We start from the raw sequence: 23,383 nt of genomic DNA, 5'->3' as shown, positions 1-23,383 counted from the left end.
CAGCCGACAGCCGACAGCCGTCAGGAGTCGCGCGGCATCACCAGACCGGACTCGTAGGCGAGCACCACGAGTTGGGCGCGGTCGCGGGCGTGGAGTTTGGTCATGGCCCGGTTGATGTGGGTCTTCGCGGTCACCGGACTGATCACCATGCGGTCGGCGATCTGGTTGTTGGACAGGCCCTGGGCGACCAGCGTGACGGCCTCGCGTTCGCGGCCGGTCAGTTCCTCCAGCCGCCCAGTGTCGGCGGCGGTGGGGTGCGGCCGGGTGATGTACTGGTTGATCAGCTTGCGGGTGATGGACGGCGCGAGCAGCGCGTCGCCGCGGGCGGCTACACGCACCGCGTGCACGAAGTCGTCCGGCACGATGTCCTTGACGAGGAATCCGGCCGCGCCTGCGCGCAACGCGTCCAGGACGTATTCGTCCATGCCGTAGTTGGTGAGGATGACGACGTGCACCGGAGCCAGGGACGGGTCCGCGGCGATGCGCCGAGTGGCCTCGATGCCGTCGACGACCGGCATCTGGATGTCGATCAGCACGACGTCGGGCAGGTGCTGCCTGGCCAGGGCCAGGCCCTGCTCGCCGTCGGCGGCCTCGGCCACCACCTCGATGTCGTCTTCGAGGTCGAGGAGTGCCCGGAATCCGCTGCGAATGAGCGGCTGATCGTCGACGAGCAGGACACGGATCATGAGGCTCGTTCCACGGGGAGTTCGGCCTGGACGGTGAAGCCTCGGTCGCTGCGCGGCTGCGCATGCAGCAGGCCTCCGAGGGCGGTGACGCGTTCACGCATGCCGAGCAGCCCGAGGCCGGGCGTCGGCACAGTGTCCGGCGTGGCCCTGCCGTCGTCATCGACCTGAACGGTCAGTGAGGTGGCCCGGTAGTCGATACGGACCGACACGGTCGCGGCACAGGCGTGCCGGACGATGTTGGTCAGCGCCTCCTGAACGACCCGGTAGGCGGTCCGGCCCACGGCGGCCGGCACGTCGGTCCGCTGCCCCTTGATCGTCAGCGTCGCCGCAAGGCCCGCTCTGTTGGTCTGCTCCACCAGCTCCGGGATGTGGTCGAGCCCGCGGGGCGGGGTGGTGTCGTCATCGCGCAGCGCCTCCAGGGTGGCGCGCAGCTCGCGGGTCGCCTCCCGTCCGGCTTCCTGGATCGCCAGCAGCGCCTCGGGCACCTGTTCACCCCGCCTGCGGGCCACGTGGACGGCGACTTCCGACTGCACCTTGATGATCGAGATCTGGTGGGTGAGCGAATCGTGCAGTTCCCTCGCGATGTGCAGGCGCTCCTCGTCCGCGCGGCGCCGCGCGGTCTCCTCCCGGGTGCGCTCGGCTTCGTCCGCCCGTTGCTCGGCCTGCCGCAGCGCCTCTCCCGCAGCGAACGCGGCGATCAGCCAGGCAATCTCCAGAACGTGGCGGGCCTGCGCCAACGCCTCGCCCGCAGGCCCGTCATGGAAGAGCAGGGCAGTGAGGAGAAGCACGGCCAGCATGGCCACGGACGCCGCCGCCGTGACGGCGCGATGCCCGGCCCGCACCGCCCCGTACACCGCGACCAGGTACGAGACGGCGAGCGCGTCGAATCCCGCCGCCTGGTATCCCACCGCACACAGCCCGGTGACGGCCAGGACGGTCAGCGGAGCCCGGCGCCGCGCGGCCAGCGCGAGGCCACCGGCCACCAGCAGCGCGTACCCGAGCATGTCGGGCCCCGTACCGGGGTGCTCCCCGGCCAGCCCGGTGCCCAGCAACAGGGCCGCCACGCCGAGGGCGATCACCCGGTCACCGATACCGGGCGGGACGCTGAACCGTCCTATGTCCATGCGCGCACCTTAACCGGGTGCCGTTACCGGCAACTCCTGCTCGTGGACGAGCAGTCGGCTGCCGCATCCGCGGTATTCGCGCGGCTTCTGCTGCGGATGCGGCAGCGCGAAGTGTCTGCGTCTGCGGGACGACCGGCGGTGCGGTCGGCAGCCATGCTCACGGCACAGCAAAGGGCGAACGAAGAGGGGGAGATACGTGAACACGTCAGATGTTCTGATGGCGGCGGCCGAGGGCGGGATCATCGGCGACGGGCGTACCGGCGCCAACCTGGCTCTCGGGGTCGGGCTGGTCGGTGTGGCCATCGGATGGCTGGCCCTGGCCCGCGCCGCCGGGCGTATCAGCACCGGCAACGCGCGCACCGGCGCCGTCTCGGCCATGGCGGCGGGGCTGGTCGGCACGGCCCTCGGCGTGCTGCACCTGGCCACCTCCAGCGGTGGCCCCGGCACCGGCAACGGCCTTGTCGGAGCCATCGCCGCCGTCCCGCTGGGCCTGATCGCCGTCGTCCTCGGCTGCCGGGCGCTGATCCGCTTTCGCCACACCGTGCCGATCGGCTGACCCCGGCTGGCCCCGGCTGACCTCGGCTGCCCCCGTCTGACCGATGCGCGGCCGGACATGGTCAGCCGCGGGCCGCGAGAGCGCGCCGCGTGCTGTAGACGCCGGCCCCAACAGCCAGCACGGCCGCCCCGAAGATCACCGAGGAGGCGGGCAGGGCGAAGGCCAGAATCAGGCAGCCGACCAGCCCAAGGAGGGGAACGATCCGTGCGGGGCGGCCCTCCTGAGGGGTCAGGGTCCAGGCAGAGACGTTGGCGATGGCGTAGTAGAGAAGCACCCCGAAGGACGAGAAGCCGATCGCCCCGCGCACGTCCGCCGTCGCGGCCACCACCGCCACGACGGCGCCGACCGCCAGCTCCGCCCGGTGCGGCACCTTGAATCGTGGATGCACCGCGGACAGGGCGTGCGGCAGATGCCGGTCGCGGGCCATGGCCAGGGTGGTGCGGGAGACGCCCAGGATCAGCGCCAGCAGCGAGCCGAGCGCGGCCACCGCCGCCCCGGCACGGACCACCGGCCCCAGCCCGTCCGCGCCGGCCGCACGCACGGCATCCGACAGTGGCGCCGCGGCATCCGCCAGCCCCTTCGGCCCCAGCACCGCGAGGACGGCGACGGCAACGGCGGCGTAGACGACCAGGGTGATGCCCAGCGCGAGCGGGATCGCCCGGGGAATGGTCCGGGCGGGATCGCGGACCTCCTCGCCGAGGGTGGCGATGCGCGCGTACCCGGCGAAGGCGAAGAACAGCAGGCCCGCCGCCTGGAGCACCCCGCCGAATGAGGCGTCGGGGCCGACGTCCAGCCGGGCCGGGTCCGCCGCCGATGAGGTGAGGCCGGCGACCACGACCGCCGCGAGCACCGCCAGGACGACGGCGACGATCGCCCGGGTCAGCCATGCGGACTTCTGGATCCCGGCGTAGTTCACGACGGTCAGCGCCACCACCGCGGCGACCGCCACCGCGTGGGCTTGTTCGGGCCACACATACGAGCCGACGGTCAGCGCCATCGCCGCGCAGGAGGCGGTCTTGCCGGTCACGAAGGCCCAGCCGGCCAGGTAGCCCCAGAAGTCACCGAGGCGTTCGCGACCGTAGAGGTAGGTGCCGCCGGAGGCCGGGTAGCGGGCGGCAAGACGGGCGGAGGAGGTGGCATTGCAGTACGCCACCACCGCGGCCACCGCCAGAGCGACCAGCAGTCCGGAGCCGGCCGCGCGGGCGGCCGGGGCGAGCGCCGCGAAAATGCCCGCACCGATCATCGAACCCAGTCCGATGAGGACGGCGTCCATGAGGCCCAGCCGCCGTTGGAGCCGTGGTGACGCTGTCTCAGTGGGCTGACGCATGACGTGCCTCCGATTTCCGGCATGGAGAGCCGGGCCCCCGTAAGCAAAGTACATCAATCTCGTTTGATGTACTTTGGATTCATGAGGTCCCCGGATCCTGCCGCCCCGGTGTTCGTGCAGCTGGCCGCCCACCCGCTGCGCTGGAAGCTGCTGAGCGAACTGGCCGCGAGCGACTACCGGGTTCATGAACTGGTGGAACGGGTCGGCCAGCCGCAGAACCTGGTCTCCTACCATCTGCGGCTGCTGCGCGGCGGAGGGCTGGTCACCGCCCGCCGCAGCAGCTTCGATGCCCGCCACAGCTACTACCACCTGGACCTGGAGCAGTGCCGCCACTCGCTCGCCGACACCGGCAGCGCCCTGCACCCGGCGCTGGGTTCCGCCCCCGCCCCGCCGCCATCGCCGCGGACGGCGAGACGCCCCGCCGTCCTGTTTGCCTGTACGGGCAACAGCGCCCGCTCACCCATCGCCGAGGCGCTGCTGCGCCACCGCACCGACGGCCGGGTCGAGGTGACCAGCGCCGGCAGCCACCCCAAAGCCCGTATTCATCCCGACGCCGTACAGGTCCTGCGTGAGCAGCACGGCATCGATGTCTCGGGGCAGCGTCCTCGGCACCTGGACACACTGCTCGGCCGCCGGTTCGACTACGTGATCAGCCTGTGCGACAAGGTCCGCGAGGTCTGCCCCGACTTCGGCGACCAGCCACGGCTGATCCACTGGAGCATTCCCGACCCGGCTGCAGCCGTCGGCCCCGGCCCGGTCGGGTACGCCGCATTCGTCCACACGGCAGCAGAGATCGACAGCCGTATCCGCGCCCTGCTGCCGCTTCTCGTCCCCACACCACAGGAGGTTCAGCCGTGAGTACACCCGACCAGTTCGCCGGCGTCCGGTACCTCGTCGACGACGTCCAGGCAGCCATCGACTTCTACACCACCCACCTGGGCTTCACCCTGCGCACCAGCGCCGCCCCCGCCTTCGCCGACGTGACGCGCGGACCGCTGCGGCTGCTGCTGTCCGGCCCGGCCAGCTCCGGTGCCCGCGCCACCCCCAGCGACCTCGGCGCCGGGGGCAACCGCATCCACCTGATCGTCGACGACCTCGACACCGAGATCGACCGCCTGCGCAGCGCCGGACTCGCCTTCCGCGGCGACGTGGTCTCGGGCCCCGGCGGACGTCAGATCCTGCTCAACGACCCCGCCGGCAACCTGATCGAACTGTTCGAGCCCGCTACAGCCCGGGCATGAGATCAGCAGCCCCTCAACAAACGTGCCCCGCACCCGGAAACGAATGAACGGATCTAGGTACGGGGCACGCTCGCGACGAGCCGGGGGACGTCAGGCGGCGGCAGGCACCGTCTGCGGCTTGTCGGTGGTGGTTCCGTCGAACTCGTCGAGCGGCGAAGCCGACGCGCTCTCGTAGGCGTCGCGGTCCAGGATCTTCTCGCGGGCGGCGACGATCACCGGGATGGCGGCCTGTCCGGCGACGTTCGTGGCGGTGCGCATCATGTCCAGGACCGGGTCGATGGCGAGCAGCAGGCCCACGCCCTCCATCGGGAGGCCCAGCGTCGACAGGGTCAGCGTCAGCATGACCGTGGCGCCGGTCAGACCGGCCGTCGCGGCCGAGCCCACCACCGACACGAAGGCGATGAGGACGTACTCCTTGATGCCCATCTGCACGTCGAAGATCTGCGCGACGAAGATCGCGGCGATCGCCGGGTAGATCGCGGCGCAGCCGTCCATCTTCGTGGTGGCGCCGAACGGCACCGCGAAGGACGTGTACTCCTTCGGCACGCCGAGGCGCTCGGTGACCCTCTGGGTGACCGGCATCGTGCCGACCGAGGAGCGCGAGACGAAGGCCAGCTGGATCGCGGGCCAGGCGCCCTTGAAGAACTGCAGCGGGTTGACCTTGGCGACCGTGGAGAGCAGCAGCGGGTAGACGCCGAACATCACGATGGCGCAACCGACGTAGATGTCGACGGTGAACGTCGCGTACTTGCTGATCAGGTCCCAGCCGTAGTCGGCGATGGCGAAGCCGATGAGGCCGATGGTGCCGATCGGCGAGAGCTTGATGACCCACCACAGGGCCTTCTGGAGGAGAGCCAGAACGGACTCGCTCAGCTCCAGGATCGGCTGCGCCTTCTCACCGATCTTCAGTACGGCGATACCGGCGACGGCCGCCATGAAGACGATCTGCAGGACGTTGAGCTCGGTGAACGGCGTGATGACGTCCGTCGGGATGATCCCGGTGAGGAAGTCGATCCACGATCCCGCGTGGTCCGGCTTGGCGCCGTCCTTCGGGGTGAGGCCTGTGCCGGCGCCCGGGTTCGTGATGAGCCCGATGGCGAGACCGATGACGACCGCGATCAGCGACGTGATCATGAACCACACCAGCGTCTGCGTGGCGAGGCGCGCGGCGTTGTTGACCTTACGCAGGTTGGTGATCGACACCAGGATGGCGAAGAAGACCAGCGGGGCGACCGCGAGCTTGAGCAGCCCGATGAAGGTGCTTCCCACCTTGTCCAGGGTGGTGACGAGCCAGGACACGTCCTGGCTGCGGGCCAGCCAGCCGAGCAGGACACCGAGGACCAGGCCGCCGAGGATCTGCGCCCAGAACGGCAGCTTGAGGAATCTGGGTATCCGGGAGCCGGACTTCGGCTCGTCGGTCTCGGAGACCGGGGATACAGGGGGGTTCGCGGACACGGACACACTCCGGGTAATGGCGGGGGACGTGAGGGAGCGGCGACCGCGAGGGGGTCAGACGGGACGGCCGTAACGGCGCCGCTGCAGTGCAGATGTCACTTGGTGCTTGTCGTTTGCGCTGTTCGCAGAGGACTCGGAGAACTCAGAGACGGCGACGACAGGCCGCGGACACGCAGCGGCAGAGATCGACATGCAGGCGCGCCACGAGCGGAACGCTCATGAGGATGCGGGGCGCGACGGCTGTCTTCATGTCGAACACGTTAACACTTGAACTTTGAGAACATCAAAGGTCTTGTTTGAGGTAGACGAGGCCGATCAGAGGCGAGAGCCCCTCCGGGACGCAAGAAACCCCGGCCCGGAGCGGCTGCTCCAGTACCGGGGTTGAGGTCTTTGTGACGAAGCTGACGAAGCTGACGAAGCCGAGGAAGACTTACGACTGCGCGCGGGCCGCGTCGTCGGCGACGTCCTCCTGGGTGCGGTTCGCCTCCAGGTTGGCCTTGGTCCGCTCCACGCGCTCGACGACCTGGACCGACGCCCGGTCCCGCTCGCCCCGCAGCACCACGAAGCTGATGGGTGCGGAGATGACGAGGGCGAGAAGGAGCACCCAGAGGAGGTTGGAGTCCCCGAGGCCCTTCGGCAGGATCCCGGCGTAGACAAGGCCCCAGACCGCGAAAAAGCAGCCCACGAAGACTCCGAGGCGCATCAGCGTGTAGCGGAACATGTCAATCCACTCTTCCGTTCCGAAATGGGCCCGAGTAGGACGAGCACCTCCAGTGAAGCATGGGAGGGGTCGCGTCCGGCAAGGGGGTGAGCCCTCACGGCCTCGCGGCCCCTTCCGCGAACCGTCAGCCGAGCGGGAGCAGCATGGTGATGTCGTCGCGGTCGTCACCGGGGGCGACGCGGATCGCGCCGGGCACCCGTCCGACCTCCTTGTATCCGCAGGACTCGTAGAACCGGTCGACTCCCGTGCCGCCCCGGCAGGTCAGCCGGATCGCCTCGATGCTGTCGATGCCGCGGGCGGCGTCCGCGGCGGCGGCCATCAGGTCGCGCCCGTATCCCTTGCCCTGGTGCCTGGGGTGCACCATCACCACGTACAGCCAGATCCAGTGCCTCATGAGGCGGTGCGTGTTGTACGCGAGGAAGGCTGTCGCGGCGACGGCGCCGTCCTCGTCGTAGCCGACGAGCAGCCGGGTGTGCCCTTCGCTCAGCTGGGTCAGGCGCTTCAGCCACTCGGGGCGTATGTCCTCGACCGTCACCGGCGGTACGAAACCGACGGCTCCGCCGGCGTTGGACACGTCGGCCCAGAGGGCGAGGACGCCGTCACGGAGGGCGGGATCGATCTCCGGGTCCAGCCGGAAGGTAAGTGCCATGGAGCAAGATTAACCATTACTTACTTCACGCCTCAACCGTGTTTCGCATGCCGGACAACGCGACGAGCCCCGGCCGAAGCAGCCGGGGCTCGTCACATCGTCCGTACGCAGGTGACCCGTCAGACCCGCATCGCCTGCGGGGTCTCACGAAGCGACCGGTCAGGACCCTCGTACTCACGGATCGACTCGTAGCGCGTGTTCCGCTCGATCGGACGGAAGCCCGCCTCGCGGATGAGGTCGAGCAGGTCCTCACGCGTCAGCTTGTTCGGCGTACCGAAGTTGTCCGCGTCATGCGTGATCTTGTACTCGACGACCGAGCCGTCCATGTCGTCCGCGCCGTGCTGCAGCGCGAGCTGCGTCGTCTGCAGGCCGTGCATGACCCAGAAGACCTTGACGTGCGGGACGTTGTCGAAGAGCAGCCGCGAGACCGCGAAGGTCTTCAGGGCCTCGGCGCCCGACGCCATGGTCGTCCGCGCCTGGAGGCGGTTCCTGACCTTGCCGTCCTTCATGTCCACGAAGTCGTGCTGGTAGCGCAGCGGGATGAAGACCTGGAAACCGCCGGTCTCGTCCTGGAGTTCGCGCAGGCGCAGCACGTGGTCGACCCGGTGACGGGGCTCCTCGATGTGGCCGTACAGCATCGTGCTCGGGGTCTTCAGACCCTTCTCGTGCGCGAGCCGGTGGATGCGCGACCAGTCTTCCCAGTGGGTGCGGTGGTCGACGATGTGCTGCCGCACCTCCCAGTCGAAGATCTCCGCGCCGCCACCGGTCAGCGACTCAAGGCCCGCTTCGATCAGCTCGTCGAGGATGTCGGACGCCGACATCCCCGAGATCGTCTCGAAGTGGTGGATCTCCGTGGCCGTGAACGCCTTCAGGGAGACGCTCGGGAGCGCCTTCTTCAGCTCGCTCAGGGACCGCGGGTAGTACCGCCACGGCAGGTTCGGGTGCAGGCCGTTGACGATGTGCAGCTCGGTGAGGTTCTCGCCCTCCATCGCCTTGGCGAGGCGGACGGCCTCCTCGATGCGCATCGTGTACGCGTCCTTCTCGCCCGGCTTGCGCTGGAACGAGCAGTACGCGCACGAGGCGGTGCACACGTTCGTCATGTTGAGGTGACGGTTGACGTTGAAGTGCACGACGTCGCCGTTCTTGCGCGTGCGCACCTCGTGGGCGAGACCGCCGAGCCAGGCGAGATCGTCCGATGCGTAGAGGGCGATGCCGTCCTCGCGGGACAGCCGCTCACCGGCCCGGACCTTCTCCTCTAGCTCGCGCTTGAGTCCCACGTCCATGCGCCGGCCGCCTCTCCAAATGTCTACGTAAATCGGGCCTCGCCCACGGTACGCCTAGCCTCCTAGGACTCTTCCGGCAGCTCCCCGACGCGGTTCTCCCACTTTGTGGAGAGCACGATCGTCGTACGCGTCCTGGAGACGCCCTTCGTGCCGCTCAGTCTGCGGATCGTCTTCTCCAGGCCGTCCACGTCACTGGCCCGGACCTTGAGCATGTACGAGTCGTCGCCCGCGATGAACCAGCAGTCCTCGATCTCGTGCAGATCCTTCAGGCGCCGTGCCACGTCCTCGTGGTCGGCGGCGTCCGAGAGGGAGATGCCGATGAGGGCGATGACGCCCAGGCCGAGCGAGGCGGAGTCCACCGTCGCGCGGTAGCCGGTGATGACACCCGCCGCTTCGAGGCGGTTGATCCGGTCCGTGACGCTCGGTCCTGAGAGGCCGACGAGTCGGCCGAGTTCGGCGTACGAGGCCCTGCCGTTCTCGCGCAGGGCCTGGATGAGCTGCCTGTCCACGGCGTCCATAGGTGCGATGCCTTTCATTATTCAGCGATACCGCGAGTCTATGTGTAGAATCCAAGGTGCAACAGGGTCAACGCCCTGTGAATCTTTCCAAATTTCAGCAGATCAACGACGATCCTTCAGGAGTGAGTCACCCGTGTACTCGATCGAGATGGCCTACGCCCGAATGCGCGAGCTGCAGGACCTGGCCAACCGCTCGCGTGCCCACAAGCCCACCGCGCCCCAGGGCGAGCGCCGCACGAAGCGCGCCGCCAAGAAGCGCTAATCCCCCGGAGAGGCAGAGCCCGAACCGAGCTCTCCCTTCCAGCGGCGGTACAGCTGATGCGGCACCCCTGCCGCATCGAGCGTCCGCCCGGCGACGAAGTCCACCAGATCCTGGATGTGCGTCGCCCCCGCGTAGAACGCCGGAGAGGCGGGCAGCACGACCGCGCCCGCCTCGTCCAGCGTCACCAAGTGCTTCAGCGTCTGCCCGTTGAGCGGTGTCTCGCGTACGCAGACGACCAGCTGCCGGCCTTCCTTCAGCGTCACGCTCGCCGATCGCTGCAGCAGATCCTTCGACAGCCCGAGCGCGACCCCGGCCACGCACGCCGTGGACGCCGGCACGATCAGCATCCCCTTGGTCGCGTACGACCCCGAAGAGGGCCCGGCGGCAAGATCCCCGGCCGCCCAGTACCGCACGTCGTCCACCGGCACATCGAACGTGCCCGGCTTCCCGTCGGCACCGCGCTCCAGCCACTCCCGCAGATCCTCCTGCCAGTGCGCGTCCCGGAAGGCGATGCCCGTCTCGTCCAGGATCGTCAGGCGTGAGGCCCGCGAGACCACCAGGTCGACGCTCTCCCCCGCCGCGAGCAACGCCCGCAGCACGGCGGCGGCGTACGGGGTCCCTGAGGCCCCCGACACCCCCACGATCCAAGGCTTACGCTGCGTATCTCCTGGCTTCACGCTGTGAGCCTAGACGGTCAGACCGCGCACCAGCAGATCGAGCAGGGCGCAGACGAAGAGCGCGATGCCGATGAAGCCGTTGACCTGGAAGAAGGCGCGGTTCAGGCGTGAGAGGTCGTGCGGCTTCACGAGGGAGTGCTCGTAGAGGAACGCGCCCGCCACGATCGCGAGACCGAGCCAGAGGAACGGGCCCGCGCCGGTGTCCGCGGCGTACCAGACGAAGAGCGCGGTGGTCACGAGGTGACAGCCGCGGGCGCCCCAGATGGCGGCCGGGATGCCGAACCGCGCGGGCACCGACTTCACGCCGACCTCGCGGTCCGTCTCCACGTCCTGGCAGGCGTAGATCAGGTCGAAGCCGCCGATCCAGACGCCGACCGCGAGCCCGAGGATGACGGCCTGCCACGACCACTCGCCGGTGATCGCGATCCAGGCGCCGACAGGACCCATGGCCTGGGCGAGGCCCAGGATCGCCTGCGGGAAGTTCGTGAACCGCTTGCCGTAGGGATAGACGACCATCGGGATCACCGCGATGGGGGCGAGCGCCAGGCAGAGCGGGTTGAGCAGGGCGGCGGCGCCGAGGAACACGACGAGCGCGATCAGCGCCCCGGTCCAGGCGGACTTGACCGAGACGGCGCCCGTGACGAGCTCGCGGTGGGCGGTCCTCGGGTTACGGGCATCGATCTCGCGGTCGATGATCCGGTTCGCGGCCATGGCGAACGTCCGCAGGCCGACCATGCAGATGGTGACCAGGAGCAGTCGGCCCCAGTGGATGTTCTCGTCCAGCTTGAACATCGCGGTCAGGGCCGCGATGTAGGCGAAGGGCAGGGCGAAGACCGAGTGCTCGATCATGACGAGGCGCAGGAACGCCTTGACCTTGCCGGGCGGGGCGGGCTCGGGCCCGAAGAGTTCCGGGGTGGCTGAATCAGCACTCATCTTTAGAGCCCGTACTCCTTCCAGCGGCGGTCGACCTTCGACGCCGTCTCCGGGTCGGACTCGACCATGTTCGGCCAGCCTCCGTCCCGTGTGTATCCCTCTTCGGGCAGCTTCTTCGTCGCGTCGATGCCCGCCTTGCCGCCCCAGAACTGCTGGTAGGAGGCGTGGTCGAGATGGTCGACGGGACCTTCGGCCACCGTCAGGTCGCGCGCGTAGTCGGTGTTGCCGAGCGCACGCCAGGACACTTCGTGCAGGTCATGGACATCGCAATCCTTGTCCACGACCACGATCAGTTTGGTCAGCGACATCATGTGGGCACCCCAGATGGCGTGCATGACCTTCTGCGCGTGCTTCGGGTACTTCTTGTCGATCGAGACGATCGCGCAGTTGTGGAAGCCGCCGGACTCCGGCAGGTGGTAGTCCACGATGTCCGGGACGATCACCTTGAGGAGGGGGAGGAAGAACCTCTCCGTGGCGCGGCCGAGCGGGCCGTCCTCCGTCGGCGGGCGGCCCACCACGATCGACTGGAGCAGCGGACGCTTCCGCATCGTCACGCAGTCGATCTTCAGGGCGGGGAAGTCCTCCTGCGGCGTGTAGAAGCCGGTGTGGTCGCCGAAGGGACCCTCCGGCAGCATCTCGCCCGGCTCGAGCCAGCCCTCGATGACGACCTCGGCGTGCGCCGGGACCTGGAGCGGGACCGTCTTGCAGTCCACCATCTCCACGCGCTTGCCCTGGATGAACCCGGCCAGCATGTACTCGTCCATGTCACCCGGCAGCGGCGCGGTCGACGCGTACGTCACGGCGGGCGGACAGCCGAAGGCGATCGCGACCGGCAGCTTCTCGCCCCTGCGGGCGGCCACCTGGTAGTGGTTGCGGCTGTCCTTGTGGATCTGCCAGTGCATGCCGATGGTGCGCTTGTCGTGGCGCTGGAGGCGGTACAGGCCGAGGTTGCGCACCCCGGTGTCCGGGTCCTTGGTGTGGGTCAGGCCCAGGTTGAAGAAGGAGCCGCCGTCCTCGGGCCAGGTGAAGAGCGCGGGCAGCTTCTCCAGGTCGACGTCGTCGCCGGTGAGGACGACCTCCTGGACCGGCGCGTTGTCGGACTTCACCTTCTTCGGCGGTACGTGCGTCATCGCGCCGAGCTTCCCGAAGGCCTCGCGCACCCCGACGAAGCCGTGCGGCAGCTCGGGCTTGAGGAGGCCGCCGATCTTGTCGCTGATCTCGCTGTACGACTTCAGGCCGAGCGCCTTCAGGAGGCGCCGGTCCGTCCCGTACACGTTCATCGCGAGCGGCATCGCCGAGCCCTTGACGTTCTCGAAGAGGAGCGCGGGGCCGCCGGACTTCTGCACCCGGTCGGTGATCTCGCCGACCTCCAGGTACGGATCGACCTCGGCCTTGATGCGCTTGAGATCGCCCTCGCGCTCCAGTGCACGGAGCAGGGAGCGAAGATCGTCATAAGCCATGCGGTCAAGTATCGGTCACCGGCTACCCTTGCCCCGTCACCGGGGGCACGCTCGTCTCCCGCCGCCACCGCTTGGGGGATCGCGCCACCATGCTCAGGTATCTGCCGTTCCTCCTTGTCCTCGCGGTGTGGATCTACGCCTTCATCGATGTCCTGAACACTCCTGAGAAGGAGATCAAGCATCTGCCGAAGGTGGTCTGGGTCATCATCGTGCTGCTCTTCGGCGAGGTCCTGCTCGGACCGATCGCCTGGTTCGTCACGGGCAAGGTGCGCAAGACGCCTGCCGCCGGAGGTGGCCCGCGCGCCGGACGCGGCGGACAGTGGGTGGCACCGGACGACAACCCCGAGTTCCTGAAGTCCCTCAGGGACGAGGACCCGGACGACAAGAACGACGACAAGAAGTAGACGGCAGGAAACAAGGGACAGGGACAAGGGCACGGAGGGCTGATGATGGAACTGCGGCTGCTCGTCACCTTCGAAAAAGTCGCGTCCGTACTCAGCTTCACGCAGGCCGCTGCCGAGCTGAAGTACGCCCAGTCCAGCGTCACCAGCCAGATCCGCTCCCTGGAGTCCTCGCTCGGCACCGAACTCTTCGACCGGCTCGGCAGCCACATCCGTCTGACGGAGGCCGGTGAGCGCCTGCTCCCCTACGCCCGGCAGATCATCGAGCTGACGGACGAGGCGCGGGCCGCGGTCGTCGACGCCGAGGAGCCGACCGGCGCGATCGCGGTCGGCACGATGGAATCGCTGACCTCCTACCGCCTGCCCCCGCTGCTCGAACTCTTCCACCACCGCTACCCGAAGGTGCAGCTCGCCCTGCGCCCCACGCTTGGCGACGAGACCCGGCATGCGCTGCGGCAGGGGACGTACGACGTCGGGTTCCTGATGGAGCAGGAGACCGAGCACGCGGGCCTGGAGACCGAGGTCCTCGCCGAGGAGCCCCTGGTCCTGGTCTGCGCGCCGACTCATCCGCTGGCCGGGCACGGGGCGGATTCGCTCGGCACGGGCGATCTGGCGGCGGTGCAGCTGGTCGGTACGGAGCCTGGCTGCCCCTACCGGGATCTGTTCGAGGACGAGCTGCGGGTGCGCAACGGCGGCCCGCCGCCCTTCATGGAGTTCGGCACGATCGAGGCCACCAAGCGAGGTGTCGCCGGTGGCCTCGGGGTGGCGCTGTTGCCGCGGATGGCGGTGCGCGATGAACTGGCTTCGGGGGTGCTTGTCGCGCTGCCGTGGGAGCCGCCGTTCGTGCTGCACACGCAGCTCGCGTGGCGGTCGGGGAAGCGGCTGCCCGCTCATGTACGGCTTTTCATCGAGCAGTCGGTACGGCTGGTGCGGGAGCAGGCAGCGGAGTCGGCGAAGTAGCGCCGGAGCCTGAACCGGCGACCACCTTCGGTGACTTGGCCCGGTTGACCTTGAGGCTCGCGAGGACGATCAGCGGGACGCCGAGGGCCTGGACGAGTCCGATGTGGTGCCCGTAGACGGCCCAGTCGGCGACCATCGCGACCGCCGGGTACGTGAAGGCCAGTACGGCGATCTTGGCGGTGGGCAGCTTCGCGTACGCCGCGTACATCAGGACGTACATCAGGCCGGTGTGGATGACGCCGAGCCCGATCAGCCAGCCCCATCCGGCGCCCGTTCCGCTCATCGCGCCGAAGTCGGAGAAGGGCAGCAACAGCGGGATGCCGACGAGGACTTGGATGAGGGCGATGAGGTGGGGGCGTACGCCGGTGATGCGCTTGGTGACGAGCGTGGAGAGGCCGTAGAGCAGCGCGGCGATGAGCGCGAAGCCGATGCCGGTCAGCGAGCCGAGGTCACCGGGCCGCACCCCGGAGACCAGGACGAGTCCGGCGAACGCGGTGGCGAGCCACATGAGTTGGTGCCTGGTCAGGCGCTCGCGGAAGATGACCGCGCTGAGCAGCACGAGCAGGAACGGCTGTGTGTGGTAGACGACGGTCGCGAGCGAGATCGAGGTGGCCTCGTACGCCTTGAAGAGGAACACCCAGTTGAAGACGATGAACGCGCCGCCGAGCGCGGCGAGTCCGAGCTTCTTCGGGGTGATGCCGTGATTGCGGAAGTAGCCGCGGGCGAAGGCGTAGGTGCCCAGGGCGAGCGCGCCGAACAGCACCCGGAAGAACACGACGTTGAACGCCGACGCACCGGATTCGACGACGAAGATACCGAGGGTGCCGGAGAGCATCATCGCGGCGGTGAGTTGGGCTGTGCCCTTGTTCTCTGAGGTCATGCCATGAAGCTACGAGCGGACGTATGCGCTGGTCCACGAGCCAGTGGGGCGTCCTGCCGATGGGGTCATCGGCGGGGACGATGACCCCCGTCCGGACGGCAAAGGCCGGTTCCCATGACCTGGGTCACGGGAACCGGCCTTTGTGAGGCGGTGGCGGTACGGAGTGTCAGACGCCGGCGTACGAGTGCTTGCCGGTGACGAAGATGTTCACGCCGTAGTAGTTGAACAGCCAGCAGCCGAAGGCGATCAGGGCCAGGTAGGCGGCCTTGCGGCCCTTCCAGCCCGCCGTCGCGCGTGCGTGCAGGTAGCAGGCGAAGGCGACCCAGGTGATGAAGGACCAGACCTCCTTGGGGTCCCAGCCCCAGTAGCGGCCCCACGCGTCGCCGGCCCAGATCGCGCCCGCGATGATCGTGAACGTCCACAGCGGGAAGACCGCGGCGTTCACGCGGTAGCCGAACTTGTCGAGCGAGGCCGCGGCGGGCAGCCGCTCCATGACGGACGTGGCGAACTTGCCGGGCTGACCGCCCCGCTCCAGCTTCGCCTCGTAACTGTCCCTGAAGAGGTAGAGCACCGTCGCGACGCCACCGACGTAGAAGCACGCCCCGCAGAAGATCGCGGTGGAGACGTGGATCCACAGCCAGTACGAGTGCAGGGCGGGGACCAGCTGGTCGCTCGCGGTGTACAGGACCGTGACGGCGAGACCGAGGTCGAGGAGGACCGTGGTGATCAGCGGCAGGCCGAGCCAGTTGACGTTCTTCTTCAGCAGCATCAGCACGAGGTACACGCCGACGGCCATCGTGGAGAACGTCAGGTTGAACTCGTACATGTTGCCCCACGGCGCCCGCTGCACCGAGAGGGCGCGGGTGAGCACACCGCCGAACTCGATGAGGAACCCGAGCACGGTGAGGGACACGGCGATACGGCCGTAGAGGTCCCCCTTCTCGTCACCGGCCGCGGCGCCGGGACCGTCCGGCACGTCGCGGCGTCCGGCGGCGGAGCGGGTGACGACCTTGGGTGCGCTCTGCGGCCGGTCGAGGACGGCGGTGCCGCCCTTCGCCTTGGCGGTGACCGCGGGCGCCTCGACGGCGGCGTCGGTCTTCGCGGTGATCGCGGAAGCCGTACGGGCGACCTTGCTGCGGCTGCCGAGGATCCACTCGGCCATGTGCGCGAAGAAGGCAAGAAGATAGACGGCCATCGCGGAGTAGATCAGCACATTGCTGATGCTCGCGAGGTTCTCGTTCGGTTCGGCGGCGAGGGTGGTGGCGAGATTCACTTCTCAGCCCCTTCGGCAGGAACAACTTGGGGGGTGGAATCGGCATGGTCTGGATCGGGCGCGCTCGGCGCCTTCTCGTGAAGGTGCGCGGCGAGGTCGCCGAGTTCTTCGGGCAGCTTGGCGGACTCACTGCGGCCGAGCCCGGCCATCTCGACGACGGTGACGCCGTCAGCGCCCCGGACGGCCCGCACCCACACGCGGCGGCGCTGGATGAACAGCGATCCGGCGAGGCCGAAGATGGCGGAGATCGCTCCGATCAGCGCCCACATGCTGCCGGGCTGCTGGGAGATCTGGAAGGTCGCCCAGCGTTTGATGTCCTTGTCGAAGGTGATCGATCCCGCGCCGTTGGGCAGCGTCATCGTCTCGCCGGGCCGCATCCGCTTCTTGAGCAGTTCGCCCTTGGAGTCCTTGAACTTTTGCATCTTGCTGGTATCGAGCTGGTAGACGTTCTGCGGAAGGCCGGAGTCCACACCGAGGCTCCCGTGGTACCCGGACAGCGCGAGCACGGGGTAGTCCAGGGCGGGGAACTGGGAGAACATCTGGCCGTGTCCCTCGCCCGCGAACGTCGGCACGAAGAAGGCGTTGAAGCCGAGCTGTTCCTTCTTGCCGCTCTTGTCGCGGTAGCCGTCGAGGACCTTGACGGCGCCGGTGGCCGTGCCGTTGGAGTCGATCGGCAGGAGCGGCACGGACGCCTTGTAGACGACCTTGCCCTTGCCGTCGCGGACGGTGACGGTCGGGGCGTAGCCGTGGCCGATGAGGTACACCTTCGAGCCGTCGACCTCGAGCGGCTTGTTGACCTCGATGGCCTTCTTCTTCTCCGCGCCGTCGGGGCCCTCGCTGTAGGTGACGTTCGCACGGTAGGTGCGTGCCGTCCCCTTCTCGGGGCCCTTCCGCTCGAACGTCGAGTCGAAGCTGTCCAGCTTGAAGCTGAACGGGGCCAGCTCCTCGGTGTCGAAGAGGCTGCCGGACTTGAAGTTGTCGTACTGGGTGAGGGTGTTGGAGAACCCGTCTCCCTGGACGACGAGCTTGCCGCCCTCGGACTTGAACAGGGCCCCGACGGCGAAGGCCACCAGGAGCACGATCAGCGAGATGTGGAAGAAGAGGTTGCCCGCCTCACGCAGGTAGCCCTTCTCCGCGGCGACCGACGTCTTGGACGTCCCCTGGCCGCCGGTGGTGTGCACCCGGAAGCGGCGCCCCTTGAGCAGCGAGAGCGCGGACTCGTGCACCTGCCCGGGCTCGGCATCGGTGCGCCACGTGGTGTACGCGGGCAGCCGGTCGAGGCGTTTGGGGGCGCCCGGCGGGCGGCCGCGCAGCTGGCCGACGAACTGCCAGGTGCGGGGCACGATGCAGCCGATGAGGGAGATGAAGAGAAGGATGTAGATCGCGGAGAACCACACCGAGCTGTAGACGTCGAACAGCTGGAACTTCTCGTAGATCGGCCCGAGCGTGGTGTGCGCCTTCTTGAAGTCGGCGACCTTCAGCTCGTCGATGCTGGTCTGCGGGATCAGCGAGCCCGGGATCGCACCGAGCGAGAGCAGCAGGAGCAGCAGGAGCGCGACCCGCATCGAGGTCAGCTGCCGCCACATCCAGCGCACCCAGCCGACGACCTCACGGCCGGACCAGACAAGCCACCCGACGGCGCCGGGGGCACGCTTCCCGCCGAAGGATCCGGGCATCGCCCGGTCCACGGGCGCGGTGGAGAGCTGGGAGCCCGCGGCACCCAGTTCGTTCTGCTCTTCAGGGGCTTCGGTCTTGCTCATGGATCAGATTCCCACCGTGTAGCCGTTGGACCAGACCTGCATCTGCTGCACGATGCTGTCCCAGACGCCGGTGACAAGAAGCAGTCCGGTCGCGATCATCATGATGCCGCCGATGCGCATGACCCAGACGTAATGCTTCTTGACCCAGCTGAAAGCGCCGAGCGCCTTGCGGAAGGCGATCGCCGCGAGGATGAACGGAACACCGAGCCCCACGCAGTACGCGACGCTCAGTATGGCCCCGCGCCCCGCGCTCGCCTGGTCGAGGGCCAGAGTGTTGACGGATGTGAGGGTCGGCCCGACGCAGGGCGCCCAGCCGACGGCGAACAGCGCGCCCAGTACCGGAGCGCCCGCGAGCCCGGCGGCGGGCTTCTTGTGGAAGCGGAACTCGCGCTGGGAGAGCCAGGGCATGAGCCCCATGAAGAAGATGCCGAGGACGATCATCAGTCCGCCGAGCACCTTCGTGATGACGCCCTGGTACTGCTGCAGGTTCTGCCCGGCAAAGCCGAAGAGGGCGCCCGTGGAGACGAAGACGGCGGTGAAGCCGAGCACGAAGAGCCCGGCCCCCGCGGCCATCCGCCCCCGCTTGGCCTCCGCGAGATCCGTGCCGCCGACCCCCGTGACGTACGACAGATAGCCCGGCACGAGCGGCAGCACGCATGGGGAGAAGAAGGAGACGAGGCCGCCGAGCAGGGCGACGGGGAGCGCGATGAGGAGCGCGCCGTTCAGTACGGTCTGGTTCGGTTCACCGACTGCGGCGAGGGTGGCAAGACCCCCGGAGGTGACCAGGCTCGACATCACTTCTCCGCGACCAGCGGGTCGATCATCTTGCGCAGCTTCTTCTCGTTCAGCGGCTGCTGCGAGCGCGCGGCGACCTTCCCGTCCCGGTCGATGACGATCGTGGAGGGGATGTAGTTCGGGTTCAGCGTGCCCTTGGGGAAGCGCAGCATGAGCTTGCCCATCGGGTCGTGCAGGCTCGGGTAAGGGACCTTGTAGTTCTTCTCGAAGGCGAGCGCGGGGCCCTTGTCCGTGTCGCGGGTGTTGATCCCGACGAACTGCACGCCCTTGTCCTTGGTGGCGGCGGCGACCTTCACGAAGTTCGGCGCCTCCGCCCGGCAGGGCGGGCACCAGGAGCCCCAGACGTTGAGGACGACGACCTTGCCCTTGTAGTCGTCGAGGCTCAGCTGCTTGCCTTCGAGGGTCTTCCCGTCGATGTCGGGCCCGTCCGTGCGGTCGCCCTTGTCGACGGTGGAGATGCCGTCGGTCCCGGTGATGAAGTTGGTGTTCCCCGAACCGCCCGACGCCCCGCCGGAGCCGCACGCCGACAGGGTCAGCGCGGCGACCGCGGCCCCAGCGCCCAGAAGGACGGCGCGGCTGCGGCTACGGCTGCGGTTCGTGCTGTGTGGGGCGCGGCAGGCGGCACTCATGTGAAAAGTTTCGCATGTCTGTTTCGGGGATCTTCCGCACCCCCCGGGGTTGCGGAAAGTCCCATTTCAGACGGCCTTTCCGAGTCCCTTCCAGCCTGCCGCGGGCGCCTGGCCGACTTCAAGACCCTGCAGGTCGGCGAGGACCTTCGGGTCCTGGACGTCGAGCCAGTCGACGAACTGCTTGAAGGAGACGAGGCGCACATCCTTCTTTCCGGCGATGTGCTTCAGGGCTTCCTCGACGGCGTCCATGTAGATGCCGCCGTTCCACTCCTCGAAGTGGTTGCCGATGAAGAACGGCGCGCGGTTGGACTCGTGGGCCCGCTTGAATCCGGCTATGTAGGACTGGGCGGCCTGCTTGCGCCAGCCCGGGTAGTTGGCCGGCGGGGCCTTCGTGGAGTTCTTCGACTGGTTGGCCAGGATGTTGTAGTCCATGGACAGGACCTCGAAGGTGTGGCCGGGGAACGGCATCGCCTGCAGCGGCAGATCCCAGACGCCCATCTTCTTCTCGGGCCAGCGCTGACGGCCGCCGGGCGACGAGGCGTCGTAACGCCAGCCGAGCTTCTTCGCCGTCGGCAGCAGGTTGTCCTGGCCGAGGAGACAGGGGGTGCGGCCGCCGACGAGTTCCTTGTCGTAGTCGAAAGGCAGCGACGGCAGGTCGGTCCAGCCGGTATTCGTGCGCCATTCCTTCACGAACGAGATGGCCTGGTCGATTTCGCTCTGCCATTGCGCGGACGTCCAGTTGGCGACCGTTCCGCTGCCCGCGCAGAAGTGCCCGTTGAAGTGCGTGCCGATCTCATGGCCTTCGAGCCAGGCCTGCCGGACGTACTTCAGCGTCTCCTTGATGTGCCCGTCGGTGAGATAACCGATGTCGGAGGCGCCGACCCCGTTGTTCGGCGGCTTGTAAAGACGCTTCTTGGACTCGGGAAGGAGATAGAGGCCGGAGAGGAAGAACGTCATCTTCGCGTCGTGTTCCTCGGCCAGCTTCAGGAAACGCGGGAAGAGGCCGTTGCCGACCTCGCCCGCACCGTCCCAGGAGAAGACCACGAACTGCGGGGGCGTCTCACCCGGCTCCAGAGGGACGGGCTTGGCCGGCTGCTTCGGCTGCTTCCCCGTGTACGAGGTCGAACCGTCGCCGATCGGCTTCGCCGGGCGCTTGGCGCCGCCCGTGCCCTGACCCGCGGAACCGCCCGAGTGACCGCTGCCGCCCGTGCCGCAGCCCGCGAGTCCCAAAGCGGCCGCGGACCCGACTCCGAGGCCGAGCATTCCCCTGCGACTGATGTCGCGCATTCCATCCCCATTCGTCGTGCTCGTCGTCCATGCACGATGGACGCCCCGTTAGAGGGCATGACGAACAATGGGGTTCCTGGCAACAGGCACATATTTAGCGCCTGTTACCAAGGGTGGACATTTAGTGGACATTCAGTCGCCGGGCAATTACTCGACGTCGACAACGAAACGAAGGTGGATCGCGGACGGGGTGGGTTATGCGCCGAACGCCTTGGCCTTCCCCTTCACCGGCTTTGCGCCCGCGAGGAGATGGGCGGGAACGAGATCCCGCGCCGGTTCGGTGTACCCCACCGACACGATCTTGTCGCCCCTGTACGTGAACGTCGTCAGCGAGGCGAGCGTGCACTGCCGCTTGCGCGGGTCGTGCCACAGGCGCCGCTTCTCCACGAAGCTCCGCACGATCCAGATCGGCAGCTGATGGCTGACGCACACCGCTTCATGCCCGCGGGCCGCGTCCTTCGCCGCGTCCAGAGCGCCCATCATCCGCACGACCTGCTCGACGTACGGCTCGCCCCAGGACGGCTTGAAGGGGTTGACCAGGTGCTTCCAGTTCTCCGGGTTCTTCAGCGCGCCGTCGCCCACGCCGAAGGTCTTGCCCTCGAAGACGTTGCCCGCCTCGATGAGCCGGCCGTCCGACGCCAGCTCTAGACCGTGCTCCTTGGCGATCGGCGTCGCCGTCTCCTGCGCACGGTCGAGCGGCGATGCCACCACGTGCGTGATGTCACGCGGGGCGAGATGCTCGGCGACCCGGTCGGCCATCTGCCGCCCGAGGTCGGAGAGGTGGTAGTCGGGAAGGCGCCCGTAAAGGATCCCCTCCGGGTTCTCCACCTCGCCGTGACGCATCACGTGGACGACGGTGAGCTCGCTGTCCGCACTCATGCGGTGGCCTCCGTGGTGGATTCAGTGGCTTCGGCGGCCGCGCGCGCGGCACCCGGAAGGGCCGCGGCGATCCGCTCGATCGCCCGCTCGTCATGGGTGGTGGACACGAACCAGGACTCGAAGGCGGAGGGCGGCAGATACACGCCCTGCGACAGCATCGAGTGGAAGAACGCGGTGAAACGGAACGACTCCTGCGTCTTCGCGTCGTCGTAATTGCGCACGTCACCGTCGGTGAAGAAGACGGAGAACATGTTCGACGCGTTCTGCAGCCGGTGCGCGACGCCCTCCTTGGAGAGCGCCTCGGTGACAAGCCCGCGCAGCTGCTCCGATACGGCGTCGACCTTCGCGTACGCCGCGTCGTCGAGCAGCCGCAGCTGCGCGAGGCCCGCGGCCGTCGCGATCGGGTTCCCGGACAGGGTGCCCGCCTGGTAGACGGGGCCGACCGGGGCGAGGTGCTCCATGACGTCCGCCCGGCCACCGAAAGCGGCGGCCGGGAAGCCGCCGCCCATGACCTTGCCGAAGGTCATCAGATCGGGCCGCACTCCGTCGACGCCGAACCAGCCCGCCCTCGACGTACGGAAGCCGGTCATCACCTCGTCCGAGATGTACAGCGCGCCGTTCTCCCGGCACAGGTCGGCGAGCCCCTGGTTGAAGCCCTCACCGGGCGGTACGACGCCCATGTTGCCCGGCGACGCCTCGGTGATGACACAGGCGACCTCACCGGCGTTCGCGGCGAACGCGGCACGCACGGCATCGAGGTCGTTGTACGGGACGACGATGGTGTCGCCCGCCTGGGCGCCGGTGACGCCCGGGGTGTCCGGAAGGCCGAAGGTGGCCAGACCGGAGCCCGCCGCGGCGAGCAGCGCGTCCACGTGACCGTGATAGCACCCGGCGAACTTGATGATCTTGGCGCGGCCGGTGAAGCCGCGCGCGAGACGGATCGCGGACATCGTCGCCTCGGTGCCGCTGGACACGAGCCGCACCTGCTCGACGGGCGCGATGCGCGCGACGATCTCCTCGGCGAGCGCGACCTCGCCCTCACCGGGCGTACCGAACGACGTGCCGCGGGCGACGGCCTCCTGGACGGCTGCGATCACATCGGGGTGGGAGTGGCCGAGGATCATCGGCCCCCACGAGCAAACGAGGTCGACGTACTCACGGCCGTCGGCGTCCGTCAGGTACGGACCGGTACCGGACACCATGAAGCGGGGCGTACCGCCCACAGCGCGGAAAGCGCGCACGGGAGAGTTCACACCGCCGGGCGTCACGGCCGCCGCACGGTCGAAGAGAGTCTGCGAAACTGGGGCGCTATACGGGAAGCTCACATGAACCATGGTGTCAGAGGCTTCGGACATCCTGCGGACAGGTGTTTCACTCGACGTTTTAGCCGGTGACCGTGGGGGAGGTCACTGACACGATGATCGGGTTGCGCGGCGGGGGCCGCTAGGCCTAGAAAAGCAGGGGCGGGCGCCCTGGGAAAAGCAGTCGGGTGGAGATATGCATCGCGGTGGCGGACTGGGCGAGGGGACCGACGACCTGGGTCCGCGGCGTGCCCGGCGGATCGGCAAGCACCGGCGCGAGGCGGAAGCGGCCGAGGCGCAGGCCCTGGCACGGGGCGAGACGGAGC

General features: G+C 68.4%; 25 protein-coding genes. 6 read left to right on the top strand and 19 right to left on the bottom strand.

The genetic code is table 11. The features are described from left to right. Positions 1-20: 20 nt before the first annotated feature. Complete coding sequence (locus ACFQ7F_RS11425) at positions 21-686, bottom strand: response regulator (protein ID WP_383269299.1); 666 nt, start codon at positions 684-686, stop codon at positions 21-23. Next, the gene (locus tag ACFQ7F_RS11420; protein ID WP_383269297.1) at positions 683-1,810 is read right to left on the bottom strand and encodes a sensor histidine kinase; all 1,128 of its coding nucleotides are present in this window, start codon (positions 1,808-1,810) and stop codon (positions 683-685) included. The genes ACFQ7F_RS11425 and ACFQ7F_RS11420 overlap by 4 nt, the downstream gene beginning before the upstream one ends. A gap of 196 nt (positions 1,811-2,006) precedes the next feature. On the opposite strand from ACFQ7F_RS11420, the gene ACFQ7F_RS11415 reads away from it, so the two are divergent. Beyond that, positions 2,007-2,366, top strand: a complete 360-nt coding sequence (locus ACFQ7F_RS11415; RefSeq protein ID WP_383269296.1) for a DUF6223 family protein — start codon at positions 2,007-2,009, stop codon at positions 2,364-2,366. 61 nt (positions 2,367-2,427) lie between these two features. On the opposite strand, the gene ACFQ7F_RS11410 is transcribed toward ACFQ7F_RS11415, so the two are convergent. Further along, the gene (locus tag ACFQ7F_RS11410) at positions 2,428-3,693 is read right to left on the bottom strand and encodes an APC family permease (RefSeq protein ID WP_383269295.1); all 1,266 of its coding nucleotides are present in this window, start codon (positions 3,691-3,693) and stop codon (positions 2,428-2,430) included. 81 nt (positions 3,694-3,774) lie between these two features. On the opposite strand from ACFQ7F_RS11410, the gene ACFQ7F_RS11405 reads away from it, so the two are divergent. Both ACFQ7F_RS11405 and ACFQ7F_RS11400 read left to right on the top strand, forming a co-directional pair. Next, a complete protein-coding gene (locus ACFQ7F_RS11405) occupies positions 3,775-4,551 on the top strand; it encodes an ArsR family transcriptional regulator (protein ID WP_383269294.1) in 777 nt (258 codons plus the stop codon). Further along, the gene (locus ACFQ7F_RS11400) at positions 4,548-4,934 is read left to right on the top strand and encodes a VOC family protein (RefSeq protein ID WP_383269293.1); all 387 of its coding nucleotides are present in this window, start codon (positions 4,548-4,550) and stop codon (positions 4,932-4,934) included. Before ACFQ7F_RS11405 ends, ACFQ7F_RS11400 begins: the two co-directional genes overlap by 4 nt. A 90-nt stretch (positions 4,935-5,024) precedes the next feature. Here the strand turns inward: ACFQ7F_RS11400 and ACFQ7F_RS11395 are convergent, their stop codons facing one another. The 5 genes from ACFQ7F_RS11395 to ACFQ7F_RS11375 form a co-directional block, all read right to left on the bottom strand. Beyond that, positions 5,025-6,389 carry a dicarboxylate/amino acid:cation symporter gene (locus ACFQ7F_RS11395; protein ID WP_383269292.1) on the bottom strand — a complete coding sequence of 455 codons (1,365 nt, stop codon included), beginning with the start codon at positions 6,387-6,389 and terminating at the stop codon, positions 5,025-5,027. A 430-nt stretch (positions 6,390-6,819) separates the two neighbouring features. Continuing rightward, entirely contained in the window at positions 6,820-7,110 is a 291-nt protein-coding gene (locus ACFQ7F_RS11390; RefSeq protein ID WP_383269290.1) for a DUF4229 domain-containing protein, read from the bottom strand. A 124-nt stretch (positions 7,111-7,234) separates the two neighbouring features. Then, positions 7,235-7,759 carry a GNAT family N-acetyltransferase gene (locus ACFQ7F_RS11385; RefSeq protein ID WP_383269289.1) on the bottom strand — a complete coding sequence of 175 codons (525 nt, stop codon included), beginning with the start codon at positions 7,757-7,759 and terminating at the stop codon, positions 7,235-7,237. Between the two features lie 119 nt (positions 7,760-7,878). Beyond that, positions 7,879-9,042 (bottom strand): aminofutalosine synthase MqnE, encoded by a 1,164-nt coding sequence (gene mqnE, locus ACFQ7F_RS11380; RefSeq protein ID WP_383269288.1) that lies wholly within the window; start codon positions 9,040-9,042, stop codon positions 7,879-7,881. Between the two features lie 62 nt (positions 9,043-9,104). Beyond that, positions 9,105-9,560, bottom strand: a complete 456-nt coding sequence (locus tag ACFQ7F_RS11375) for an Lrp/AsnC family transcriptional regulator (protein ID WP_383269287.1) — start codon at positions 9,558-9,560, stop codon at positions 9,105-9,107. 133 nt (positions 9,561-9,693) lie between these two features. Between ACFQ7F_RS11375 and ACFQ7F_RS11370 the strand changes: the two genes are divergently transcribed. Next, positions 9,694-9,822 (top strand): hypothetical protein, encoded by a 129-nt coding sequence (locus ACFQ7F_RS11370; RefSeq protein ID WP_383269285.1) that lies wholly within the window; start codon positions 9,694-9,696, stop codon positions 9,820-9,822. Here ACFQ7F_RS11370 and ACFQ7F_RS11365 read toward each other — a convergent pair. Genes ACFQ7F_RS11365 through ACFQ7F_RS11355 form a run of 3 tightly spaced genes read right to left on the bottom strand, consistent with a single transcriptional unit; the run spans position 9,819 to position 12,892 of the window. After that, positions 9,819-10,499: a UbiX family flavin prenyltransferase gene (locus tag ACFQ7F_RS11365; RefSeq protein WP_383269284.1), complete on the bottom strand. Its 681-nt coding sequence runs from the start codon at positions 10,497-10,499 to the stop codon at positions 9,819-9,821. The two genes, ACFQ7F_RS11370 and ACFQ7F_RS11365, sit on opposite strands and share 4 nt — an antisense overlap. A gap of 9 nt (positions 10,500-10,508) precedes the next feature. Further along, the gene (gene mqnP, locus ACFQ7F_RS11360; RefSeq protein WP_383269282.1) at positions 10,509-11,432 is read right to left on the bottom strand and encodes a menaquinone biosynthesis prenyltransferase MqnP; all 924 of its coding nucleotides are present in this window, start codon (positions 11,430-11,432) and stop codon (positions 10,509-10,511) included. Positions 11,433-11,434: 2 nt separating this feature from the next. Next, on the bottom strand, positions 11,435-12,892 hold the full coding sequence (locus tag ACFQ7F_RS11355; protein ID WP_383269280.1) for a menaquinone biosynthesis decarboxylase: 1,458 nt from the start codon (positions 12,890-12,892) through the stop codon (positions 11,435-11,437). A gap of 89 nt (positions 12,893-12,981) precedes the next feature. On the opposite strand from ACFQ7F_RS11355, the gene ACFQ7F_RS11350 reads away from it, so the two are divergent. Together ACFQ7F_RS11350 and ACFQ7F_RS11345 are read left to right on the top strand one after the other, a co-directional pair. After that, on the top strand, positions 12,982-13,296 hold the full coding sequence (locus tag ACFQ7F_RS11350; RefSeq protein WP_383269278.1) for a PLDc N-terminal domain-containing protein: 315 nt from the start codon (positions 12,982-12,984) through the stop codon (positions 13,294-13,296). Between the two features lie 45 nt (positions 13,297-13,341). After that, entirely contained in the window at positions 13,342-14,253 is a 912-nt protein-coding gene (locus ACFQ7F_RS11345) for a LysR family transcriptional regulator (protein ID WP_383269374.1), read from the top strand. Here the strand turns inward: ACFQ7F_RS11345 and ACFQ7F_RS11340 are convergent. From ACFQ7F_RS11340 to hemL, 8 genes are all read right to left on the bottom strand, one after another. Further along, a complete protein-coding gene (locus tag ACFQ7F_RS11340; protein WP_383269276.1) occupies positions 14,198-15,133 on the bottom strand; it encodes a DMT family transporter in 936 nt (311 codons plus the stop codon). The genes ACFQ7F_RS11345 and ACFQ7F_RS11340 overlap by 56 nt on opposite strands. A 166-nt stretch (positions 15,134-15,299) precedes the next feature. Beyond that, positions 15,300-16,406, bottom strand: coding sequence for a c-type cytochrome biogenesis protein CcsB (gene ccsB / locus ACFQ7F_RS11335; protein ID WP_383269274.1), 1,107 nt, complete (start codon positions 16,404-16,406; stop codon positions 15,300-15,302). Then, positions 16,403-18,166 carry a cytochrome c biogenesis protein ResB gene (locus tag ACFQ7F_RS11330; protein WP_383269273.1) on the bottom strand — a complete coding sequence of 588 codons (1,764 nt, stop codon included), beginning with the start codon at positions 18,164-18,166 and terminating at the stop codon, positions 16,403-16,405. Before ACFQ7F_RS11330 ends, ccsB begins: the two co-directional genes overlap by 4 nt. Positions 18,167-18,169: 3 nt before the next feature. Beyond that, positions 18,170-18,961, bottom strand: a complete 792-nt coding sequence (locus ACFQ7F_RS11325; protein WP_383269271.1) for a cytochrome c biogenesis CcdA family protein — start codon at positions 18,959-18,961, stop codon at positions 18,170-18,172. Further along, positions 18,961-19,590, bottom strand: coding sequence for a TlpA family protein disulfide reductase (locus ACFQ7F_RS11320; protein WP_383269269.1), 630 nt, complete (start codon positions 19,588-19,590; stop codon positions 18,961-18,963). The genes ACFQ7F_RS11325 and ACFQ7F_RS11320 overlap by 1 nt, the downstream gene beginning before the upstream one ends. A 66-nt stretch (positions 19,591-19,656) precedes the next feature. Beyond that, positions 19,657-20,877 carry a hypothetical protein gene (locus ACFQ7F_RS11315; protein WP_383269268.1) on the bottom strand — a complete coding sequence of 407 codons (1,221 nt, stop codon included), beginning with the start codon at positions 20,875-20,877 and terminating at the stop codon, positions 19,657-19,659. Positions 20,878-21,072: 195 nt separating this feature from the next. Continuing rightward, on the bottom strand, positions 21,073-21,756 hold the full coding sequence (locus tag ACFQ7F_RS11310; RefSeq protein WP_383269266.1) for a histidine phosphatase family protein: 684 nt from the start codon (positions 21,754-21,756) through the stop codon (positions 21,073-21,075). After that, positions 21,753-23,090: a glutamate-1-semialdehyde 2,1-aminomutase gene (gene hemL, locus ACFQ7F_RS11305; protein ID WP_383269264.1), complete on the bottom strand. Its 1,338-nt coding sequence runs from the start codon at positions 23,088-23,090 to the stop codon at positions 21,753-21,755. The genes ACFQ7F_RS11310 and hemL overlap by 4 nt, the downstream gene beginning before the upstream one ends. Positions 23,091-23,383 lie beyond the last annotated feature (293 nt).

The sequence above is a fragment of the Streptomyces sp. NPDC056486 genome, from assembly GCF_042795295.1.
Classification (GTDB): Bacteria; Actinomycetota; Actinomycetes; order Streptomycetales; family Streptomycetaceae; genus Streptomyces.
Note: the sequence above shows the minus strand (reverse complement) of the source record. Positions and strands in the feature narration are given on the sequence as shown.

What these genes read in the sequence shown, in the direction of transcription:
- ACFQ7F_RS11425 (WP_383269299.1), bottom strand. Translation starts at nt 686, where the DNA reads ATGATCCGTGTCCTGCTCGTCGACGATCAGCCGCTCATTCGCAGCGGA.
- ACFQ7F_RS11420 (WP_383269297.1), bottom strand. Translation starts at nt 1,810, where the DNA reads ATGGACATAGGACGGTTCAGCGTCCCGCCCGGTATCGGTGACCGGGTG.
- ACFQ7F_RS11410 (WP_383269295.1), bottom strand. Translation starts at nt 3,693, where the DNA reads ATGCGTCAGCCCACTGAGACAGCGTCACCACGGCTCCAACGGCGGCTG.
- ACFQ7F_RS11405 (WP_383269294.1), top strand. Translation starts at nt 3,775, where the DNA reads ATGAGGTCCCCGGATCCTGCCGCCCCGGTGTTCGTGCAGCTGGCCGCC.
- ACFQ7F_RS11390 (WP_383269290.1), bottom strand. Translation starts at nt 7,110, where the DNA reads ATGTTCCGCTACACGCTGATGCGCCTCGGAGTCTTCGTGGGCTGCTTT.
- ACFQ7F_RS11385 (WP_383269289.1), bottom strand. Translation starts at nt 7,759, where the DNA reads ATGGCACTTACCTTCCGGCTGGACCCGGAGATCGATCCCGCCCTCCGT.
- mqnE (WP_383269288.1), bottom strand. Translation starts at nt 9,042, where the DNA reads ATGGACGTGGGACTCAAGCGCGAGCTAGAGGAGAAGGTCCGGGCCGGT.
- ACFQ7F_RS11375 (WP_383269287.1), bottom strand. Translation starts at nt 9,560, where the DNA reads ATGGACGCCGTGGACAGGCAGCTCATCCAGGCCCTGCGCGAGAACGGC.
- mqnP (WP_383269282.1), bottom strand. Translation starts at nt 11,432, where the DNA reads ATGAGTGCTGATTCAGCCACCCCGGAACTCTTCGGGCCCGAGCCCGCC.
- ACFQ7F_RS11355 (WP_383269280.1), bottom strand. Translation starts at nt 12,892, where the DNA reads ATGGCTTATGACGATCTTCGCTCCCTGCTCCGTGCACTGGAGCGCGAG.
- ACFQ7F_RS11350 (WP_383269278.1), top strand. Translation starts at nt 12,982, where the DNA reads ATGCTCAGGTATCTGCCGTTCCTCCTTGTCCTCGCGGTGTGGATCTAC.
- ACFQ7F_RS11345 (WP_383269374.1), top strand. Translation starts at nt 13,342, where the DNA reads ATGGAACTGCGGCTGCTCGTCACCTTCGAAAAAGTCGCGTCCGTACTC.
- ACFQ7F_RS11340 (WP_383269276.1), bottom strand. Translation starts at nt 15,133, where the DNA reads ATGACCTCAGAGAACAAGGGCACAGCCCAACTCACCGCCGCGATGATG.
- ACFQ7F_RS11330 (WP_383269273.1), bottom strand. Translation starts at nt 18,166, where the DNA reads ATGAGCAAGACCGAAGCCCCTGAAGAGCAGAACGAACTGGGTGCCGCG.
- ACFQ7F_RS11325 (WP_383269271.1), bottom strand. Translation starts at nt 18,961, where the DNA reads ATGTCGAGCCTGGTCACCTCCGGGGGTCTTGCCACCCTCGCCGCAGTC.
- ACFQ7F_RS11320 (WP_383269269.1), bottom strand. Translation starts at nt 19,590, where the DNA reads ATGAGTGCCGCCTGCCGCGCCCCACACAGCACGAACCGCAGCCGTAGC.
- ACFQ7F_RS11315 (WP_383269268.1), bottom strand. Translation starts at nt 20,877, where the DNA reads ATGCGCGACATCAGTCGCAGGGGAATGCTCGGCCTCGGAGTCGGGTCC.
- ACFQ7F_RS11310 (WP_383269266.1), bottom strand. Translation starts at nt 21,756, where the DNA reads ATGAGTGCGGACAGCGAGCTCACCGTCGTCCACGTGATGCGTCACGGC.
- hemL (WP_383269264.1), bottom strand. Translation starts at nt 23,090, where the DNA reads ATGGTTCATGTGAGCTTCCCGTATAGCGCCCCAGTTTCGCAGACTCTC.